Below are 16,969 nucleotides of genomic sequence, written 5' to 3'. Positions count from 1 at the left end.
GGGTGCGGTGAAGTCCGACAGCGCAAGGCGGGACAGGTCCCGGGTTCCGACCCGGGGCCGCTTTCTGTTGTGGGTGTGGTGAAAGTCAGGCAGTAGGGGACCGGTGGTGTTTGGTTAGGTGGCGGTGATTAGGTGGGTGGCGAGGGTGGGGGAGAAGGTGCCGAGGGGGACGGTTGGGGTGAGCCCGCAGAGGCCGTCGGAAGTGCCGGGCGTGGTGAGCCAGAGCAGCAGGTCGGCGGGTGTGCGGGTGGTGGGGGCGGACTCGTCTGGTGCGGCGCCAACCTGCGTCGGCGCGCCCAGCTTCCGGCCCGCGGGGTTGCACCAGGTGCCGTTGGAGCCGTTGCCGTTGCGGCTGGTGTCGATGACGAACTCACCGGCGCCGCCGAGCGCCGCCTTGATCGCGGTGCCCCTCGCAGCGGATTCCTCGGTCGTGTAGTAGTTCGACGTGTTCAGCGCGAAGCCGCGAAGCTTGCCGATGTCGACCAGCCGCAGCCGCCGTGCCATCTCCTTGGTCTCGAGCGTGGTCGCCGTACCGGCGTCCATGTAGGCCCAGGTGTTCGGGTTCGTCGTCGCGAACTGGTTGGCGGCGTACTTGAGCAGCGCGATCCGCGCCGGCCGGTCCTTCGCCGGCAGGCAGTCGAGCCGTGCCAGCGCATCCGGCTCGATCACCACGATCGCCGGCCGGGCGCCGATCCCGTCGGAGAACTGGCTGATCCAGGTCCGGTACGCCGATGGCGACTCGGCCCCACCACTCCAGCGACCACCGCAGTCGCGGCCCGGGATGTTGCCCGCGACAAGCACCGGCAGCTTGTCCAGCTTGTCGGCAGCCGCGGTGTACGCCGTCACGGCCTGCTTGACATCACCGCTCGTACGACCGAACCACCGCGCACCCGCCTGATCCGCGATCTTGGTCTTGATCTCGGTCTCACCCGGGTGCCGCTGCACGTAGCGAGCCGCGCTGGAGTCCGGATCGACGTAGAAACCGCTGGTCAGCTTCAGTGGGTTGCCGGTCGCGATGGCCAGCCCGGGTGCGGGCCGGCCGCCGGCGACCAGTCCGACGGCGAGCAGGCCGATCACGACCACCCTGCGCAGGGTCGACATCGAGGATGAGTCCTTCCGTCAGGGGCGGACTGGTTACTCAACGTGTCGACGACAGTACCGTCGGCGGTTGGGACTAGCTCTCTTCGTCGACCTCACAGAACGACGCGTAGTGGTCGGCGGTGTAGTAGACGTGCGCGGGGTCGGTGGTCGCGCCGCCGCCGATCAGCCGGCGCGCGCCGCGGTCGGGCGATCCAGGCGTCTTGACGGTGTACTCGTGGTAGTAGCCGGTCGACTCGTCCGGCAGGATGCCTTCCGGTTCTGGAACACGGTGCCGTCCTGGGGGTACGGGAACGGCCCACCGGAGTAGATGAGTTCGAGCGTGTCGGATGCCTGCGAAGGCAACGAACTGAGCGCACAGTCCGCAATGGCGGCCGCGGACTGCGTGGGTACGGCGTACGCCGTGGTCTGGGAGGGCGTCAGTACGGCGTACGCCGTGGAGCCGAGGGCGGTCGCGGTGACGAGGGTGAGGGCGGCGATGAGGGTTCTCATGCCCGGAGGCTTCCCTGCTCAGGCAACCGCGGTACATCCCACCTGTGAATAACAGCTGGACTATGACCCCCTCCAGGCTCTAGTGTCTGGCCCGGCGAGAGAGCATGACGGAGCGGAAGGAGCGGCCGATGAACACACTGACTTGTTTCCCGGCGCGACCGATCCGCTCGCACAGCTCGCACTGAGCGGAAGCGCGCCTCCTGCTGGAGGATCTGTGACCATCCGCACCATCGTCGAGGCCGACCTCGACACCATCCACGCTCTGATCGAGCAGAAGTCCGTCAACACCGTGACGGCCGAGCGCTACGGCGAGTACGTTGCCGGGGGCATGTATCGCGACGACTGGACCTGGGTCGCCGAGGAGAACGGCGAGATCCAGGCGCTCGCCATCTGGTGGGGCGCGCCCGACGAGGACCACCCGTTCAGCATCGACGGCCTGTACTACGCCGGCGACGGCGACCCGGTGCCGGTCTGGACGGCGCTGATCGAGCAAGGCCTGAAGGCGCGGCCGGCCGATGCCGAGCCGCCGGAGTACCACTTCTTCCTGGACAGCGACTGGCAGGACCAGCCCGACGTCGTCGCCGCGCTCGAGCCCCGCTCGCGTGCGGTCGCCGCACTCGGGCTGACTCAGGTCACCGACCGGCTGCGGTACGAGTGGAAGCCGGGGTACGGACTGCCTGAGCGGTCCACCCGAGTGCGGTTCGAACCGGCCGACGACGAGGCGTTCGTCCAGGTGTTCGTCCGCGTCAGTGAGGGCAGCCTGGATGCCGCGACCGCGCGGGAGATCGCCCGGCTCGGAGTCGAGGGCGCGGCCCGCGACGACCTCGCCCTGTACAAGTCGATGCCGGGTGACCGGAGCTGGTGGCGGCTCGCGTACGACGCCGACGGCAAGCTGATCGGGTTCGCGATCCCGTCGGCCAACGCGGGCGGCCCGGTCGTCGGCTACCTGGGTGTGGTGCCCGAGCACCGCGGGCACGGGTACATCGACGACTTGCTTGCCGAGATCACCCACCTGCTGGCCGAGACCGGTGCCGAACACATCCGCGCGGACACCGACTTCGGCAATGTCCCGATGGCCAAGAGCTTCGAACGGCTGGGATACCGGAACTTCGCGGTCCGCAGAGTCCTGTCCTTCCCGGAGGCCTGAGTACTGTCCCTCGGCGTTCCCAACTGGGTGCGCCGAGGGGCAGACGGCCGCCGTTCCGACCCCTATGCTCCGTGACATGTCAGAGAGCTCCGGTGCCTGCCCGGAGTCGGGGAGGCCCGGCGATGCGTGACATCGCGCTCATCCTGCACGTCGTCGCGGGAGTGGTGGCGGTGGTGTTCGGCCCACTTGCGATCGTGCTCACGTTGCGGCGGCACGGGCTGACCTGGGCCGGTGAGGTCTACCACTGGGCGATCGCACTGGTCTGCCTGACCGCACTCGTGATGGTGCCGTACAACTGGTCGCAGTTGTGGGTGTTCTGGCCGATCTCGGTCGCGACGTACCTGTTCGTGTACCTCGGCCAGCGGGCCGCGGAAGCACCCGGAGGTCTGTGGTACCGCGGTGTGCTGCGCGGCTACGGCGGTGGCTGGATCGCCTTGTGGACAGCGATTGCGGTGGTAAGCCTGCCGAACCAGGCCTGGTCCTGGGTGATCCCGATCGTGGTCGGCTCCGCCGTCATCGAATGGCTCTGCTTCAAGCCGTCGCCGGGCTGGACCCGCGAGGCCCAGCCCGGCAACTGATGGCGTCCCTCAGTGGCCTCAGCGAAGTGGTGCGAAGAAGGATCGCAGGTCGGAGGTCAGGAGGTCGGGGACTTCCATCGCGGCGAAGTGGCCGCCGCGCTCGTACTCGTTCCAGTGCTCGATCTTGCCGGCCGGATCCGCCAGGCTGCGGATCGCGCTCTCGGCACCGAACACCGCGACTCCGGTCGGAGGCCCGCTGACCTCGTGGCCGCCCCAGCCTTCCGAGTCACCCTGTCCCTGCTGCGCGACCATCGCCTTCCAGGCCCGCATGCCGTCGTACACCGCATGCGCCGACGATGCGCCGGAACCGGTGAACCAGTAGAGGCTGATGTTGGTCAGCAACTGATCCCGGTCGACCGCCTCGGTCGGCAGTGGGTGGATCGGGTCGGTCCACTCCGCGAACTTCTCCACGATCCAAGCGAGCTGCCCGATCGGCGAGTCGTTCAGCGAGTACGCCAGCGTCTGCGGCCGCGTCGACTGCAGCACCAGGTAGCCGAACCCCTCGTCCAGCATCTTGTTGAACCGCTCCGCCCGCGCCCGATCCGACACCGACAACCCGTCCAAGGACAGCGGGTCGCCGAACGGCGTACCGGCACTCACGCCGGCCAGGTGTACGCCGACCACGTGCGCCGGATCCACCATCGCCAGCATCCCCGCCACACCCGATCCGGCATCCGTGCCATGGGCGGCGTACCGCTCGTACCCGAGCCGGCTCATCAGCTCGGCCCACATCTGCGCCACCCCGAACAGGTTGAATCCACCGGGTCCGAGGGGAGTGGAGAACCCGTAGCCAGGCAGCGACGGTACGACGACGTGGAACGCGTCAGCCGGATCACCGCCGTACGCCGCCGGATCGGTCAGCCGCCCGATCATCTGCTGGAACTCCACCGGCGACCCCGGCCATCCGTGAGTCAGGATCAGCGGCAACGCGTCCGGCGACGCGGACCGCTGGTGGAAGAAGTGGATCCGCTGACCGTTGATCTCGGTCGTGAACTGCGGAATCTCGTTCAGCGCGGCCTCAGCGGCCCGCCAGTCGTAGTCGTTGGCCCAGTACTCGGCCAGCTCCTTCAGGTAGCCGACAGGAACCCCGCGGCTCCAGTCGTCCACCGGCGGCGTGGCGGGCCACCGTGCGTTGGTCAGCCGCGCCTTGAGGTCGTCCACCTCCGCCTGCGAAATCTCGATCCGGAAGGGCCTGATGTCCGTGTTCGTCGTCATACCTCCACACTAGGGAGCATCGCGGCGAGCTTCCTTCCGCAATAGAAGTCGTTCTGAAGGAGGTCAGGGGATCAGGACCAGCTTGCCGCGGACGCCGCCTGCTCCCAGCAGGTCAAGGGCAGCGGCGGCTTCGGTGAGGGCGAAGGTCTTGGCGACGGTCGTGGTGATGCGGCCGGCCTCGGCGGCACGCGCGATCTCAGCCAGGCGCCGGCCGTCGGGCTCGGCCCGGACGATCGTGGGCTCGATGCCGCGCGCCGGGGTGAACTGACCGCCAGGGACCCAGAACTCCGGGACCGCCGTGACATACCTGCCGCCGTCACGGACCGCGGCGAACGCCGCACGGGCCCGCGGGCCGCCGACGACGTCCAAGGCGGCGTCGGCCGAGGAGGGCGCGGGCGTGGTCGTCGAGTCTGGTGTGTTGACGCTGATTCCCCGAGCGACAGCCAGCTCGGCCGCGAACCGTCCGACCGCACCACGTGCTCCGTTGACCAAGAGCGTCTGGCCGGCTCCGAGATCGAGGAGGTCCAGCGCCTGGTGGGCGGTGAGTGCGGCCAGCGGCAGCGTGGCGGCCTCGACCGAGTCGAGGTTCGCCGGCGCCGCGGCCACGTGTCCTGCCGGAAGCGTCACGTACTCCGCATAGCCGCCGACCTGCGTCCGGGAGTGACCGGTGCTCGCGATCACCGCGGCACCGACCTCCCAGTCGCCCGCCTCGACCACGCCGGCCACGTCGTACCCGGGGACGAGCGGCAGCCGGAGTTCGTCGTACCAGCGGTAGTTCCCAGCCACCATGCCGAGGTCGGCCTGGTTGACCGCCGCGGCCATGACCTTGATCAGGACCTCGCCGTCAGCCGGCTGCCTCACCGGAAGGGCGTGCGGCCGAAGGACCGCTCCGGGGCCGACTCGATCGGTTGCCATCACGCGCATCGTCGTCATGTTCCCGACCGTAGGCACTGCCGGGCCGGTCGTCGTTGATCGAGATCAATCGCCGCCGGATCCGGCTCAGGGCCTCGGGGGTGACACCGACGTACGACGCGATCTGGCGCTGGGTCAGCCGGGTCGCGAGGGCGCCGTGGTCGGCCAGGAACTGCCGGTACCGTGCGGTCGCGTCGGTCAGCAGCAGCTCGCTCTGCCGCTGTTCGACGCGCAGGTAGAGCTCCTCGGTGAGCCGGGCGACGAGCCGCTGCCAGCCCGGGTTCGCCGCGACCATCGCGTCGTATCCGGACCGCGGGGCGACCATGAGCTCGGCCGGCTCGAGCGCCTCGATCGTGAGCTGCGAGGCCTCCTTGCGCAGCGCCGCGCTGTAGGCGCAGACAAGCTCGCCCTCCGCACGGAATCCCATCGTCCGCTCGGTCCCCGCCGGGTCGGTGGCATACAGCCGGAAGAGCCCACGTTCGACGAATCCGACCCGGTCGGGCCGGTCGCCGGCTCGGACCATCAGCTCACCCCGTTCGACCCGCGCAGGCCGGAACACCTCGCGACCGGACGCCGCCTCGGCCGCCGGGAGCTGAGCCAGGAAGCGCTCGAATTCACTCATGTGTTCACAACACCACCCACCCGCCGCACCCAACAACCTCAGGCTTGGCCGGCTCGTTCTTCCGGGGTGGACTTGCGGACGACGAGACGTGTCCAGGCGCCGACGTACACGCGGTCGTCCGGGTTCAGCTCACGTCGCTGCCCAGGGGAGATCGGGTCCTCGGGCAGCGGTCCGGACGCGGGCCCGACGTAGGTCCCGTTCGAGGACTGGAGGTCCTCGACCCACCAGCGCTGACCGTCGGTCGTGAGTTGGGCTTGCCGGCGGCTGACGCCGGTGTCGTCTCCGCAGTCGACCTCGGGCGTGATGCCGCGGCTGCGGGATGGGCGGCCGACCAACACGCTCTTGTCGTTCAGTGGGATCACGACCGGCAGGCCGGGCGACGGACACGGGTCGTCGCTCTGCTGTACGGCGTACCAGTCCGGATCAACCCACCGCTCGACGACCCATTCGGCGACCTCGGCAGGTGGTGCCGGGGGCATCGGCGGCACCGGCGCGCCAGGCGCGGACAGGTCGAGTGAGGACGCAGCGCGCGGCATGGTGCCGGTGGTGAAGTCGTAGCCGCAGCTCTCGCAGAACAGCGCGTCCGTGGCGGCCGGCTCCGAGCAGTTCGGGCAGGTCTGGGCGGCCGGAGTGGGCGCAGGCGCCGGTGCGGCAACGGCGGGTGCCGGCACCGAGGCGGCCGCCGGGGTTGCCGCGGTGCCGATCGGCAGGCCGCAGACGTCGCAGTAGTCGGTGGAGGTGGACGGGTGTCCGCTCGGACAGTTGACCGTCGTCATTTCTTCACCCGGGTGGTCTTGGTGGAGGCCGTATCGAGTGCCATCTCGTCGGCCTTCTCGACGGTCCGCTTCAGCCGCACGGTCCCGGCCTCCTGGTCGTCGATGTCGACCACCTTGCGCAGCCGGGTGGTCGCTTCCTCGTTGCCGGTCTGGGCGGCCAGCTGGACCGCGCGGCCGAGCTTGGTGGTCGCGGTTGCGGTGTCACCGGCGGCCTTGGCGGCCAGGCCTTCCTGGATCGCGTCGGCCAGCTCGGTCTGCCCGGTGTAGTGCGCGACCTCCGGGCTGATCCGCGTGGTCAGCGCCTCGTCGGCCGACCACAGCGCCTTGACCAGGCCCTGTGCGACCACGTCGTCGCCGATCACCAACTGCACGCGGGCGGCCAGCTGCTCCTGCCCGATCCCCTTGGCGGCCAGCCGGATCGCCACGTGGTAGTCGCGTGACTCGTCACCCCACGAGCCGGTCGGGTACGAGCCGGTCAGCGGATTGATCGCCGTACGGCGTGACGTCAGGTCCTCGACGGTCGGCGCGACCTGGCGGACGAAGAGCACCTCGGCACCTTGCGGAGCCCAGACCCGCAGGTCGGCCTGCGCGACACCGCGGCTCATCGCGTTCTGGATCAGCTTGGAGAACTCGGCCGCGAGCTGGTCCGGCGCCGGGATGATGTCGACCGTGCCGAGCAGCGCCTGAGCGATCCGCCGTACCTCGTCGACCTGCCAGGCCACGCCGACACCGCGGGTGTCGCACTGGAACTGGCCGGTGACCGCCTTGATGGTCTCGGTCAGGACCTCGGGAGTCTCGTGCTGGTTCTCGCCGTCGGTGAGCAGGATCGCGTGCTTCTGGGTCAGCGACGGTACGGTCGCGAACACCCGCGACGCGAGTCGCAGCCAGGTGCCCATCGCGGTCCCGCCGTCGGCGTAGAACCGGGCCACCGCGTCCTTGGCCGCCTGCCGGGTGAACTGGTCCATCCTGACCATCACCGGCTCCGGCGACGGCGGGAACGCCAACTGGGCCCGGTCGTTGCCGGAGATCACCGCGAACCAGACACCGTCGAGGATCTGGTCGAGCGCGGTCTGCGCGGCGAACCCGGCGGCCCGGACGCCGTCGGCGCCCATCGAGCCGGAGGTGTCGACGATGATGATCTCGCCGGCGTCACCGCTGCCGGACTGCCCGGCCGCACCGGCGCCGCTGCAGTTCACCGTGACGATCGCGTGTACGTCGGTTCCGCCGTCGGGCAGGAACTCGTTCTGGTAGACGGTGGCGGAGAACTCTGCCATCTCGGCGTCCTTTCCTTAGATCCGTGCAAGCGCGACGGTGATGTTGTCCTGGCCGCCCTGGGCGTTGGCCCAGTCGACCAGGGCGGACGCGGTGGCCAGCGGCTCGCCACCGTGCGCCGCAGCGGTCTGACGTACGAGGTCGGCCAGCGGTGCCGCCTCGGAGCAGTAGTTCCACAACCCGTCCGAGCAGACCAGGATCCAGCCCGGTCCGGCCGGGCGGAGCGTGGTGGTCCGGGGTGTGTGGTCCGGTGCGTCCTTGCCGAGCCAGCGGGTGATCGCGTGCGCGTGCGGACCGGACTCGGCCTCGGCACGGGGGATACCGGTCGCGATCAGCTCCGCGGCCCACGAGTCGTCCACGGTCAGTGGGACCGCTTCGTCCTCGTCCGGGAACCAGTACGCGCGGCTGTCCCCGACCGCACCGGCCACCAGCAGACCGTCCTCCAGCACGGCCGCCACGAACGTGCACGACGCAGGGTTCGGACTGTCCGGACTCGTGTTGTCCAGTACGGCGTCATTGGCGGCGTCGGCGGCCGCTTTCAGCCTGGCCACGATCGCATTGCTGTGCGACGACTCGGTGCCGATGCCCTGGGCGTGCCCGGCCACCAGCACCTCGCGTGCGGCGCGTGCCGCGGCCAGACTGGCGACATCCGAGTCGAGTGACGAGCTCACGCCGTCACAGACGACCAGTAGCGCCCGGCTGCCCGGCTCCGCGTCGGCCGCGATGGCCAGTGCGTCTTCGTTGCGGCTGTGCCGGATGCCGCGGTCGCACACGCCGGCCACCCACGGTGCGGGGTGCTCGTCGAAGTGGTCGCGCGGCTTGCTCGCCTTCGTGCCGCAGGTCTCGCAGTAGCCCTCGGCGCCGATCGCACCACCACAGGACCGGCACGGCCCGACCGGCTCGGCCGCAGGGGCGGTGCTGATCTCGACCGTTGGCTCGGTGTCGGTGTCCAGGGCAGGACTGGCGGGGGCAGCTGCCGTCGGGTTGAGCTCGGCGCCGCAGGCCTCGCAGAAGCGATCGGCCTCGGACACGTGCCCGCCACAGTTGGGGCAGACCGTCTGGGTCGTACTCGTCATCGCAACGTCCATCCTCGAACCTCGTTGGCCTGGTCGACCAGGGCGATCCGTTCCGGCCGGCTCTCGGCCTGGTCGGCCAGCTGCCGGTAGGTGGCCTCGAGCCCGTCCCGCAGGGCCGGCTCGGTCGCCTCCCGTCCGTCGATCTGCAGTCCTTTCTGCGGACCGGACTGCTGGACCTCGGCCAGCGCGGTCCGGAACACGTCCGCGGCCAGGTTGGCCCGGTCGACCGGGTCGATGGTCAGCGCGTCGATGCTGTCCATCGCCTGAGCGAGCGCGGGCAGGCCACGCCCCGATCCTGCCAGCAGACCGGCTCGCTGGCGACGGGCCCGCACGTACGCGCCGCTGGTTCGCGGCACCAGGTCGAGTGCGGCCAGGGCTCCGTCGAGGTCGTTGCGCTGCGTGCGGATGGCGGCCAGACCGAACGCCGAGGGCGCGATGTAGTTGGCGTCCGTGCGGGCGCAGGTGAGGTAGAGGCCCTCGGCAACGTCGTACTCGCCGCTCTGCTCGCAGGCGATCGCCAGCGCCAGCTTCGGCCCGAGCTCACCCGGCACCTGGCCGTAAACGGCGTTGAAAGCCGACTGCGCACCGGGCGCGTCGCCGCGGGCCAGAGCGACCAGTCCGGCCATCCAGACCGCCCGCCACTCCCACGGGTCCTCGGCGAGCAGGTCGGACACCGCGGTGTCGACCATGTCGTAGCGCTCCTGGCCCACCTCGAGCGCCGCCTCCGCGATCTCCAGCAGGATCTGTGCCGAGGACTCCGGCGCGTCCACCAGCAGCTCGAGCCGCTTGCCGGCGTCCGGGACGCTCACAGTCTTCAGCCAGCCGGCCATCTTGTCGCTGTCGTCCGGCGCCAGCGACGGCAGCTGCTGCCAAGGCGCGACCTGGTCTCCCACCCCCGCCGACTTGTCGCCGGGTGTGCCGAACAGCAGTGACGACGCCGAGTGCCGCGCCGCCTTGTCGCCCTGCTTGTCCGCGACGACCTCCCGCAGTACGCCGAGCAGCTGCACGCGGAACTCGTCGGCCGTCTGGAACCGGTCCGCCGGGTCCTTCGCACACGCCTTCGCCAGCAGCCGGTACACCGAGTCGTACTTCTGGAACAGCGGTACTTCGTTCACCGGCGGCAGCGAGTCGACGTACCGCGACTGGTAGCCGCGGAACTCCATCGCCAGCACGCACAACGTCCGGCCGAGCGTGTAGATGTCGGACGCGACCGACGGGCCGACCTCGGCCACCTCGGGGGCCTGGAACCCGACCGTGCCGTAGATCGCCGAGTCGAGGTCGTCGATCCGCCGGACCCCGCCGAGGTCGATCAGCTTGACCGCGTCGCCGACCTGGATGATGTTGTCCGGCTTGAAGTCGCAGTACAGCAGCTCGAGGTCGTGCAGGTACGAGAACGCGGGCAGGATCTCGAGGATGTACGCGATCGCCTGGTCGATCGGCAGGGCGTCGTACTGCCCGTGGTTCGCAGCCATCCGTTGCTTGAGCAACGTCTTCAGCGAGGTGCCGCCGACGTACTCCATCACGATGTAGCCGGCGCCGTCGTGGGTGACGAAGTTGTAGATCTCGACGATCAGCGGGTGCTCGACGCGGGCCAGGAACTGCTGCTCGGCGATCGCGGCGGCGACCGCGTCCGGGTCCTCGGAGTTGAGCAGGCCCTTCAGAACCACCCATCGGTCGGACACGTTCTTGTCCCGGGCCAGGTAGATCCAGCCGAAGCCGCCGTGGGCCAGGCAGCCGGCCACCTGGTACTGGCCGCCGACCAGGTCACCGGCGTGCAGCTTCGGCGAGAACGAGAACTTGCTCCGGCACTTCGGGCAGAAGCCCTCGGTCCGGCCCGGCTGGTCGCCGCGGGCGCGACCTACCTCATGGCCGCAGCTCGGACAGTTCCGGCGGTCCTCGGGGACCATCGGGTTCACCAGGATCGCTTTGCTGGCGTCGATTGCGGGGATCGACGGCACCTGGGTCAGCCCGGCGCCGAGTCTCGCTCCGCGCAGCCGTGTGGACGACGTACCGAGTTTGCGGGTCAGCTTCGAGCCGGCCGCGACCGCGCGGGCCGAGCCGAGCGGGGTCGATGCGAGCCGGTTGGAGGCGCGCGAAACCGTTGAAGCGCTGCTGATCGGGTCCGGCATGTCTGGCGTGGTGACGCTAGGGGCTCCGGCAACAGCGGACGGGCTGACCGCACCAGAGGGTGCCGGTGTGCCACAGACGTCGCAGTAGCCGTCCACGAACGTGCCGGTGCAGCCGGGCTGTGTGCACGCGCCGGTCGACGGGCTCGGACTGGTCGCGGGCGAGCCGCACACGTCGCAGTACCCGTCCTGGATGCTCCCGGTGCAACCGGGCTGCGTACAGGCGATGGTCGTCGTCATTTCGTCCCTCCTGTGGCTTCCAGGTAGGCCTGGTAAGCCGTCACCAGTGCACCCAGCCGGGCCAGCTCCACCGGTTCCGACTCGATCACCGCACGGCCGCGCCGGTACAGCTCGGCGAGATCTTCATTGCCTGGAGCAACACTCGCCGCCTTCACCTGGTACGCGTCCAGCCGGGCAGCCAGTTCGTCCCGGCGTTCCAGTACGGCGCCGTACGCCGCCTGTGCCTGACCGAGCGCACGTCGTACGGCGTCCAGCCGGGTCAGGTACTTCTCCAGTTCGGACGGCGTGTTCGGCACCGGTCCGAGCGCAGTCACATCAGGTACGGCGAGCCGCGGGGCCGGCATGACCGTGGCGACCGCCTTGTCGGCAAGACTGCGCACTGCCTGACCCTGTGCCTCCAGTTCGCTGCGCAGCGACCGGGCACGCGCGACATCGGCCGCGCGCTCCTTGCGGGTCGCAGCACCGACGATCAGGTCCCGCTCGCAGCGGGCCAGGTCGATCTCCAGTGGGCCGATCAGCCCGCCGATGTCCGCGCCGCGCTTGTTCCGATCGGCCAGGTCGGTCACCCGGCGATCGAGGTCGTGGTGCTCCGCGATCGCGGCGTTGCGGGTGCCGGCCGGCTCCAGCTTGACGAGGTCGTTGATCCGCTCGACCTGGGCTCGCAACTGCCGCAGCCGGGCGGCCCGATCGGCGTCACCCGGCTCCAGTGCGAGTTTGGCCCGCAGACTGGACGCCAGCGCATCCGACAACTTGCATGCCTCAGGCAACGAAACCGCGAGCGACCCGCCGGCGCCGCCGGTGTCGAGACCGCCCCAGATCAAGGTGCTGATCCGCTCGGTCTCCTTCGACCCGACCCGGCCTGAGTCCCAGGTGATCAGGATCAGCTCGTACCGATCCGACACCGCCTTCCAGACCGCCATCGCGAGTACGACGTCCGCACTGAGCGCGTCGGCCTCGGGGGAGTGCAGCGCGGCCTGGTCGAGCTCGTCCAGCTCCGCCTTCCGCCGGTCACGCCACGTCCCCAGCGCGTCGAGGAACGAGAGCAGCTCCGTCGCGGGAACGCTGCTCCCCATCTTCCCCGGCGGCGCCGGCGCCGAGGCAGTCGGCGTACGAACGGTCATGACAGGCCCTGGGTCCGGCCGTAGATCGGTGCCGGCGGATTCGTCTTGCCCAGCTTGCCGAGCCACTTGGTGTACGAGGCCTGCCAGCGGCCGTCGGCCTTCATGTCCGCGAGCGCCTTGTTCACCAGCCGCACGAACTCGGGGTGCCCCTTCTGGAAGCCGAGACCGTACGGCTCGTCGCTGAACCGCTCCGGGAGAATCTTGGCGTACGGGTCCTGAGCCGCATCGCCGGCCAGCACGGTGTCGTCGCCGGAGATGCCGGCCGCCTTGCCCTGCTGGAACAGCACCAGGCAGCCGGTGTCGGAGTCGGCGGTGATCGGCTTGACCGCAGGGTTCTTGCGCTTCAGGTTGTCCAGACTGGTCGACCCCGCCGGCGCGCAGATCGTCTGACCGGACAGATCGGCGACGCCCTTCGCCGTCGAGTCGGACTGCACCAGCGTCTTCTGGCCGGAGCGGTAGTACTCGGCGGAGAAGGCGATCTGGTCCCAGCGGGCACAGTTGATGGTCATGTTCCGGGCGACGATGTCGACCGCACCGTCCATCAGCAACGGGATCCGCTGCGGGCTGGAGATCACCCGCAGTTCGACCTTGTGCGGCTCGCCCGGCGCGGGCGGGCCGAAGATCGCGTCCGCGACCATGTTGATCATGTCGATGTCGAAGCCCTCGATCCGGCCCGTGATCGGATTCCGCGAGCCGAGGTTGAGGCTGTCGGCGGAGACTCCGGCGATCAGGCGGCCGCGCTTCTGGATCTTCTCCAGGATCGTCCCGGCCGGCATCGCGCTTCCGGGGGCGGGCACGTTGGCGTCGGGTGCGTACGACGCCAACGGGTCCTGGCCGTCCGCGCACGGCTTGGGCTGAGCGGGCGGTGCCGCGGTGGTGGCCTTCGGGGCAGGCTTGGCGGGGATCTGGGTGGCGTCGTAGTTGCCGGAGCTGCAGGCTGTCAGGAGGAGAGCGGCCACGACCACGACCGGGGTGAGCTTCTTCATCGGTACTCCTCCAGTCGCTGCGACATGCCCCAGGCGACGAGCAACGCCGCCGCGATGCCGATCGGCAGGCCGAGCCAGCCGATCGGCGGGAGACCGTTGCGGGAGCCGGATAGGTTGGACGTGACCGCCGCGCTGGTGTTCGCCAGTTCGTCCGCCGAGCCCTGGTCGAAGGCCTGGAACGTCTTGACCGAGTTGGTCGGGTCCTTCGACGTACCGATGGCCAGGTCCACGGCGCTGTCCCACTGGCCGGCACCGTCCCGCTTCCGGACCTCGGCGTGGACAGACCGGTAGGCATCCCAGTCGGTGCGGATGTCGTCGGCGGCCGTCCCCGAGAGCTTGCCCAGTTGCTCCTCGACCCGGCCGGCCGCGGCCTGGTACGCCTTGTCGAAGGCATCACCCGAGCCGCGGGCGATCAACGTCAGGCTCTCGTTCGAGCGGGCGTCGTACGCCGCGATCCGGGCCCGGGACATCGCCAGGGTGTCGGCGTAGGCATCGGCCTCGGTGTCGGAGGCGTCGCCGGCCGCGGAGGACAGGGCGACGCTGCCGACGATCACGGTCACCAGGACGAGGAGGGCGCCGACCGCGATCGGCACGTTGATGTAGCGGTGCGTACGCCGGGCCAGCCAGCGGAGGGTGAGGGCGAACACCAGGAGCGTGAGGACGCCGCTCACGAGGACCCAGATGGTGCCGTCGCTGACGGCGCCGAACTCGTCGGCGGTCCGGTCCTCGTTCGCCTGGACCAGCGCCTGGACCAGCGGGAGCGAGTCGTTCTGCAGGACCGCGTTCGCGTCTCTCAAGTACTGCGATCCGATCGGGAGACCCTGGCGGTTGTTCGCCCGTGCCTGCTCGATCAGACCCTGGTACGTCAGCAGCGTCTTGTTGAGCGCGCCGAGCGCCTCCTGGTCCGCGGGTTGCGCGGTGGCGGCCTCGGCGATCAGGCCCGCGGCCGACGCCATCGAGTCGACGAAGTGCTGGCGCTGCGCCGGTGGCTCGAGACCGCCGACCAGGAAGGCGTTCGTCGCGTCGGCGTTGGCGCTGACCAGGTTGGTGTGGATCTCCTGGATCCGGACGAGTTGGGCGGCGTTCTCCTCGGCGCGTGTGAGGGCGCCGTCGGACTGACGGAACCCCTGCGCCGCGCACAGGCCGAAGACGACGCTCATGGCCGCGGCCAGGATCAGGATGGCGCGCATCCGGCCGGGCGTGCCGTCGAACCACCGGGCGATCGCGTTCCGCCGGCTCGCGGTCTGAGAGGTGGCCGGCTGCACAGCCGGCGTACCGGGCTGCTGGGCCGGCGGCGACCAGGTCGCGGGCTGCGGCGCACTCTGTGTCTGGGTCACGCCTCGTCTCCTTGCTCGTCCTGCTCGACCTGCTCAGGTACGTCGGTGTGGTCCTCGGCTTCGTCGCTGAGGTCCTCGGCGAGGATCTGACGCAGTTGGTCCTTGGTGGGTGCCGTCACGTCGCGCAGCCGCCAGGCATGCCGGCCGATCGCGGCCTCCAGCACGTTCCGGGCGAACCGCCCGTTGCCGAACGAGCGATCCCGCGGCGTGCCGGCCAGGATCTCCCGGAACCGCTCGAGTGCTTGCGGCACCAACTCGTAGTCGGCGCCCTCCGACAGCCCGGTCAGGATGTCGGTCAGCTCGTCGTCGCTGTAGTCGTCGAACGCGATCGTGGTCCGGAACCGGCTGGCCAGTCCAGGGTTCGCGGCGATGAAGGTCTCCATCGGCTCGGGGTATCCGGCAACGATCACGACCAGGTCGTCGCGCCGGTCCTCCATCTCCTTGACCAGGGTGTCGACCGCCTCACGCCCGTACTGATCGGCGCCGGTGTCTCCCGAAGTCAGGCTGTACGCCTCGTCGATGAACAGCACCCCGCCGGCCGCGGACGCGACCACCTCAGCGGTCTTCGTCGCGGTCTGGCCCAGATACCCGGCGACCAGCTCGGACCGGTCGACCTCGACCAGCTGCCCTTTCGACAGCAGGCCCAGCGCCTTGTAGATCCCGCTCACCAGCCGCGCCACCGTGGTCTTGCCCGTGCCAGGGTTGCCGACGAACACGAGATGCCGCGTGATGGTCGGACTCTTCAGTCCTGCCTCGGTCCGCAGCTTCTCCACCCGCAGTACGGCGACCTGCCGGTGCACCTCCCGCTTGACCCGCTCCAGACCGGTCAACTCGTCCAGCTCGGCCAGCAGCTCTTCCACTGTCTTCGGCGGCTCGGCCTCCACGGCCGGCTGCGTCGCCGTCCGCGCAGCTGCCTGTGCTTGGCCCGCGGCGGGCGACGCCGGGTTGCCGGTCGGGAGAGTTGTCGGCATCGTGCCGACCTGCAGCGGGCGGGCGCCTGCTGCCTGCAGCTGTGCCGCCGCCGCGACCGAGGCGTTGCCCACGACCCGCATCGTCGGCTCGCCCAGCGTGCACGCCGCCGACGCCACCTCCGCGAGGGCCTCCGCGTAGGCGACCTTCTCGGCCGAGCCGTCGGCGATCAGCTCGCTCAGCGCGCCGGTCGGCGCACCGCGCCAGCGACGGCCGCGGACGGCGGCGTCGAAGAAGTCCTGCGTCGTCGCGCCCTCGACCACCTTGCTCCAGTCAGCCGGCGCGCCTGGCGCCGACTCGGCCAGCGCAGCCGCGAGCGACAGCGCCTCGGAGCGGGCGCGGTCCTCGGCGACACCGGCCCGGCCGGCCACGGCCAGCAGCTCGGTCAGTGCCTCGCGGAGTCCCCCCTCGCCGCTCATGCCTCTCCTCGTCCCGGTGGTGGTTGTAGTGGTCCGGTGATGTCTGGTGGCGGGGTCGAGGCCGTCGGCCCGAGGGCCAGGCCGCCACCGGTGGAGCCGGTGCCGAACTTCTCCTGCAGGAACCGGCCATGGGCGATCAGCGCCGCCGCGTCGGCCCGGTTCACCGCGTCGAACACCTTGTCCATCGTTGCGCCCAGGAGGTCCAACTGGTCGATCAGGATCATCAGCGACGTCTTGCCCCGGTCCACCGGCCGCGTGTCCGCCCACTGCCGCGGCAGTCGTAGGTAGCCACCGATCGCCTCCGGCAGGTAGTCCGTCGCGGTCGCCATCACCGAGTACGCCTGGGCGCTCCCGCCGAGGTTCCCCAGCCGCGGGATCGTCTCCCGCACCACTCGGACCACCCGTCCGACCCGCGACGCGACCACGGCCGGTACGGCGCCGTCCGCCACCAACTGCTCGACGCGGACCAGCGCCGCCAACAGGTCGTCGTTCGTCGGTGCGCGGGGGGTCGGGGCAGGCTCGGGCTCCTGCTTGCGGCCGGTCAGCCGCGCCAAGAAGTCACCGAGCGCCATGCAGTCCCCTC

Annotated in this window: 17 protein-coding genes; 2 read left to right on the top strand and 15 right to left on the bottom strand. The window is 70.2% G+C overall.

Annotated features, from left to right (window positions below; translation table 11 throughout):
* Nucleotides 1–114: 114 nt before the first annotated feature.
* The 3 genes from ACGFH6_RS03320 to ACGFH6_RS03310 all read right to left on the bottom strand — a co-directional run bounded on the left by ACGFH6_RS03320 (nucleotide 115) and on the right by ACGFH6_RS03310 (nucleotide 1,590).
* Nucleotides 115–1,101, bottom strand: a complete 987-nt coding sequence (locus tag ACGFH6_RS03320; protein ID WP_393380078.1) for a glycoside hydrolase family 6 protein — start codon at nucleotides 1,099–1,101, stop codon at nucleotides 115–117.
* Between the two features lie 73 nt (nucleotides 1,102–1,174).
* A complete protein-coding gene (locus ACGFH6_RS03315; protein WP_393381146.1) occupies nucleotides 1,175–1,345 on the bottom strand; it encodes a ribonuclease domain-containing protein in 171 nt (56 codons plus the stop codon).
* Entirely contained in the window at nucleotides 1,264–1,590 is a 327-nt protein-coding gene (locus ACGFH6_RS03310) for a hypothetical protein (protein WP_393381162.1), read from the bottom strand. Before ACGFH6_RS03310 ends, ACGFH6_RS03315 begins: the two co-directional genes overlap by 82 nt.
* A gap of 214 nt (nucleotides 1,591–1,804) precedes the next feature.
* Here ACGFH6_RS03310 and ACGFH6_RS03305 point away from each other — a divergent pair, with 214 nt between their 5' ends.
* Entirely contained in the window at nucleotides 1,805–2,737 is a 933-nt protein-coding gene (locus ACGFH6_RS03305; RefSeq protein WP_393380076.1) for a GNAT family N-acetyltransferase, read from the top strand.
* Nucleotides 2,738–2,859: 122 nt separating this feature from the next.
* Nucleotides 2,860–3,315 (top strand): hypothetical protein, encoded by a 456-nt coding sequence (locus ACGFH6_RS03300; RefSeq protein ID WP_393380074.1) that lies wholly within the window; start codon nucleotides 2,860–2,862, stop codon nucleotides 3,313–3,315.
* Nucleotides 3,316–3,333: 18 nt separating this feature from the next.
* On the opposite strand, the gene ACGFH6_RS03295 is transcribed toward ACGFH6_RS03300, so the two are convergent.
* From ACGFH6_RS03295 to ACGFH6_RS03240, 12 genes are all read right to left on the bottom strand, one after another.
* Entirely contained in the window at nucleotides 3,334–4,530 is a 1,197-nt protein-coding gene (locus ACGFH6_RS03295) for an epoxide hydrolase family protein (RefSeq protein ID WP_393380072.1), read from the bottom strand.
* Nucleotides 4,531–4,593: 63 nt separating this feature from the next.
* Entirely contained in the window at nucleotides 4,594–5,391 is a 798-nt protein-coding gene (locus tag ACGFH6_RS03290; RefSeq protein ID WP_393380070.1) for an NADP-dependent oxidoreductase, read from the bottom strand.
* Nucleotides 5,375–6,064, bottom strand: a complete 690-nt coding sequence (locus ACGFH6_RS03285) for a Crp/Fnr family transcriptional regulator (RefSeq protein ID WP_393380069.1) — start codon at nucleotides 6,062–6,064, stop codon at nucleotides 5,375–5,377. Before ACGFH6_RS03285 ends, ACGFH6_RS03290 begins: the two co-directional genes overlap by 17 nt.
* 38 nt (nucleotides 6,065–6,102) lie before the next feature.
* Nucleotides 6,103–6,840, bottom strand: coding sequence for an FHA domain-containing protein (locus ACGFH6_RS03280; RefSeq protein ID WP_393380068.1), 738 nt, complete (start codon nucleotides 6,838–6,840; stop codon nucleotides 6,103–6,105).
* Nucleotides 6,837–8,114, bottom strand: coding sequence for a VWA domain-containing protein (locus ACGFH6_RS03275; protein ID WP_393380066.1), 1,278 nt, complete (start codon nucleotides 8,112–8,114; stop codon nucleotides 6,837–6,839). Before ACGFH6_RS03275 ends, ACGFH6_RS03280 begins: the two co-directional genes overlap by 4 nt.
* Nucleotides 8,115–8,129: 15 nt before the next feature.
* On the bottom strand, nucleotides 8,130–9,200 hold the full coding sequence (locus tag ACGFH6_RS03270) for a protein phosphatase 2C domain-containing protein (RefSeq protein ID WP_393380065.1): 1,071 nt from the start codon (nucleotides 9,198–9,200) through the stop codon (nucleotides 8,130–8,132).
* Nucleotides 9,185–11,554, bottom strand: coding sequence for a tetratricopeptide repeat protein (locus tag ACGFH6_RS03265; protein ID WP_393380063.1), 2,370 nt, complete (start codon nucleotides 11,552–11,554; stop codon nucleotides 9,185–9,187). Before ACGFH6_RS03265 ends, ACGFH6_RS03270 begins: the two co-directional genes overlap by 16 nt.
* Nucleotides 11,551–12,675: a hypothetical protein gene (locus ACGFH6_RS03260; RefSeq protein WP_393380062.1), complete on the bottom strand. Its 1,125-nt coding sequence runs from the start codon at nucleotides 12,673–12,675 to the stop codon at nucleotides 11,551–11,553. The genes ACGFH6_RS03265 and ACGFH6_RS03260 overlap by 4 nt, the downstream gene beginning before the upstream one ends.
* Entirely contained in the window at nucleotides 12,672–13,661 is a 990-nt protein-coding gene (locus ACGFH6_RS03255; RefSeq protein ID WP_393380060.1) for a transporter substrate-binding domain-containing protein, read from the bottom strand. The genes ACGFH6_RS03260 and ACGFH6_RS03255 overlap by 4 nt, the downstream gene beginning before the upstream one ends.
* Nucleotides 13,658–14,998 carry a hypothetical protein gene (locus ACGFH6_RS03250; protein WP_393380058.1) on the bottom strand — a complete coding sequence of 447 codons (1,341 nt, stop codon included), beginning with the start codon at nucleotides 14,996–14,998 and terminating at the stop codon, nucleotides 13,658–13,660. The genes ACGFH6_RS03255 and ACGFH6_RS03250 overlap by 4 nt, the downstream gene beginning before the upstream one ends.
* Entirely contained in the window at nucleotides 14,995–16,386 is a 1,392-nt protein-coding gene (locus tag ACGFH6_RS03245; RefSeq protein WP_393380056.1) for an AAA family ATPase, read from the bottom strand. The genes ACGFH6_RS03250 and ACGFH6_RS03245 overlap by 4 nt, the downstream gene beginning before the upstream one ends.
* Complete coding sequence (locus tag ACGFH6_RS03240; protein ID WP_131360736.1) at nucleotides 16,383–16,958, bottom strand: hypothetical protein; 576 nt, start codon at nucleotides 16,956–16,958, stop codon at nucleotides 16,383–16,385. The genes ACGFH6_RS03245 and ACGFH6_RS03240 overlap by 4 nt, the downstream gene beginning before the upstream one ends.
* Nucleotides 16,959–16,969 lie beyond the last annotated feature (11 nt).

The sequence above is a fragment of the Kribbella sp. NPDC049227 genome (genome assembly GCF_043197265.1).
GTDB lineage: Bacteria > Actinomycetota > Actinomycetes > Propionibacteriales > Kribbellaceae > Kribbella.
The sequence above is the reverse complement of the archived record's forward strand: the minus strand, read 5'-3'. Positions and strand labels throughout refer to the sequence as shown.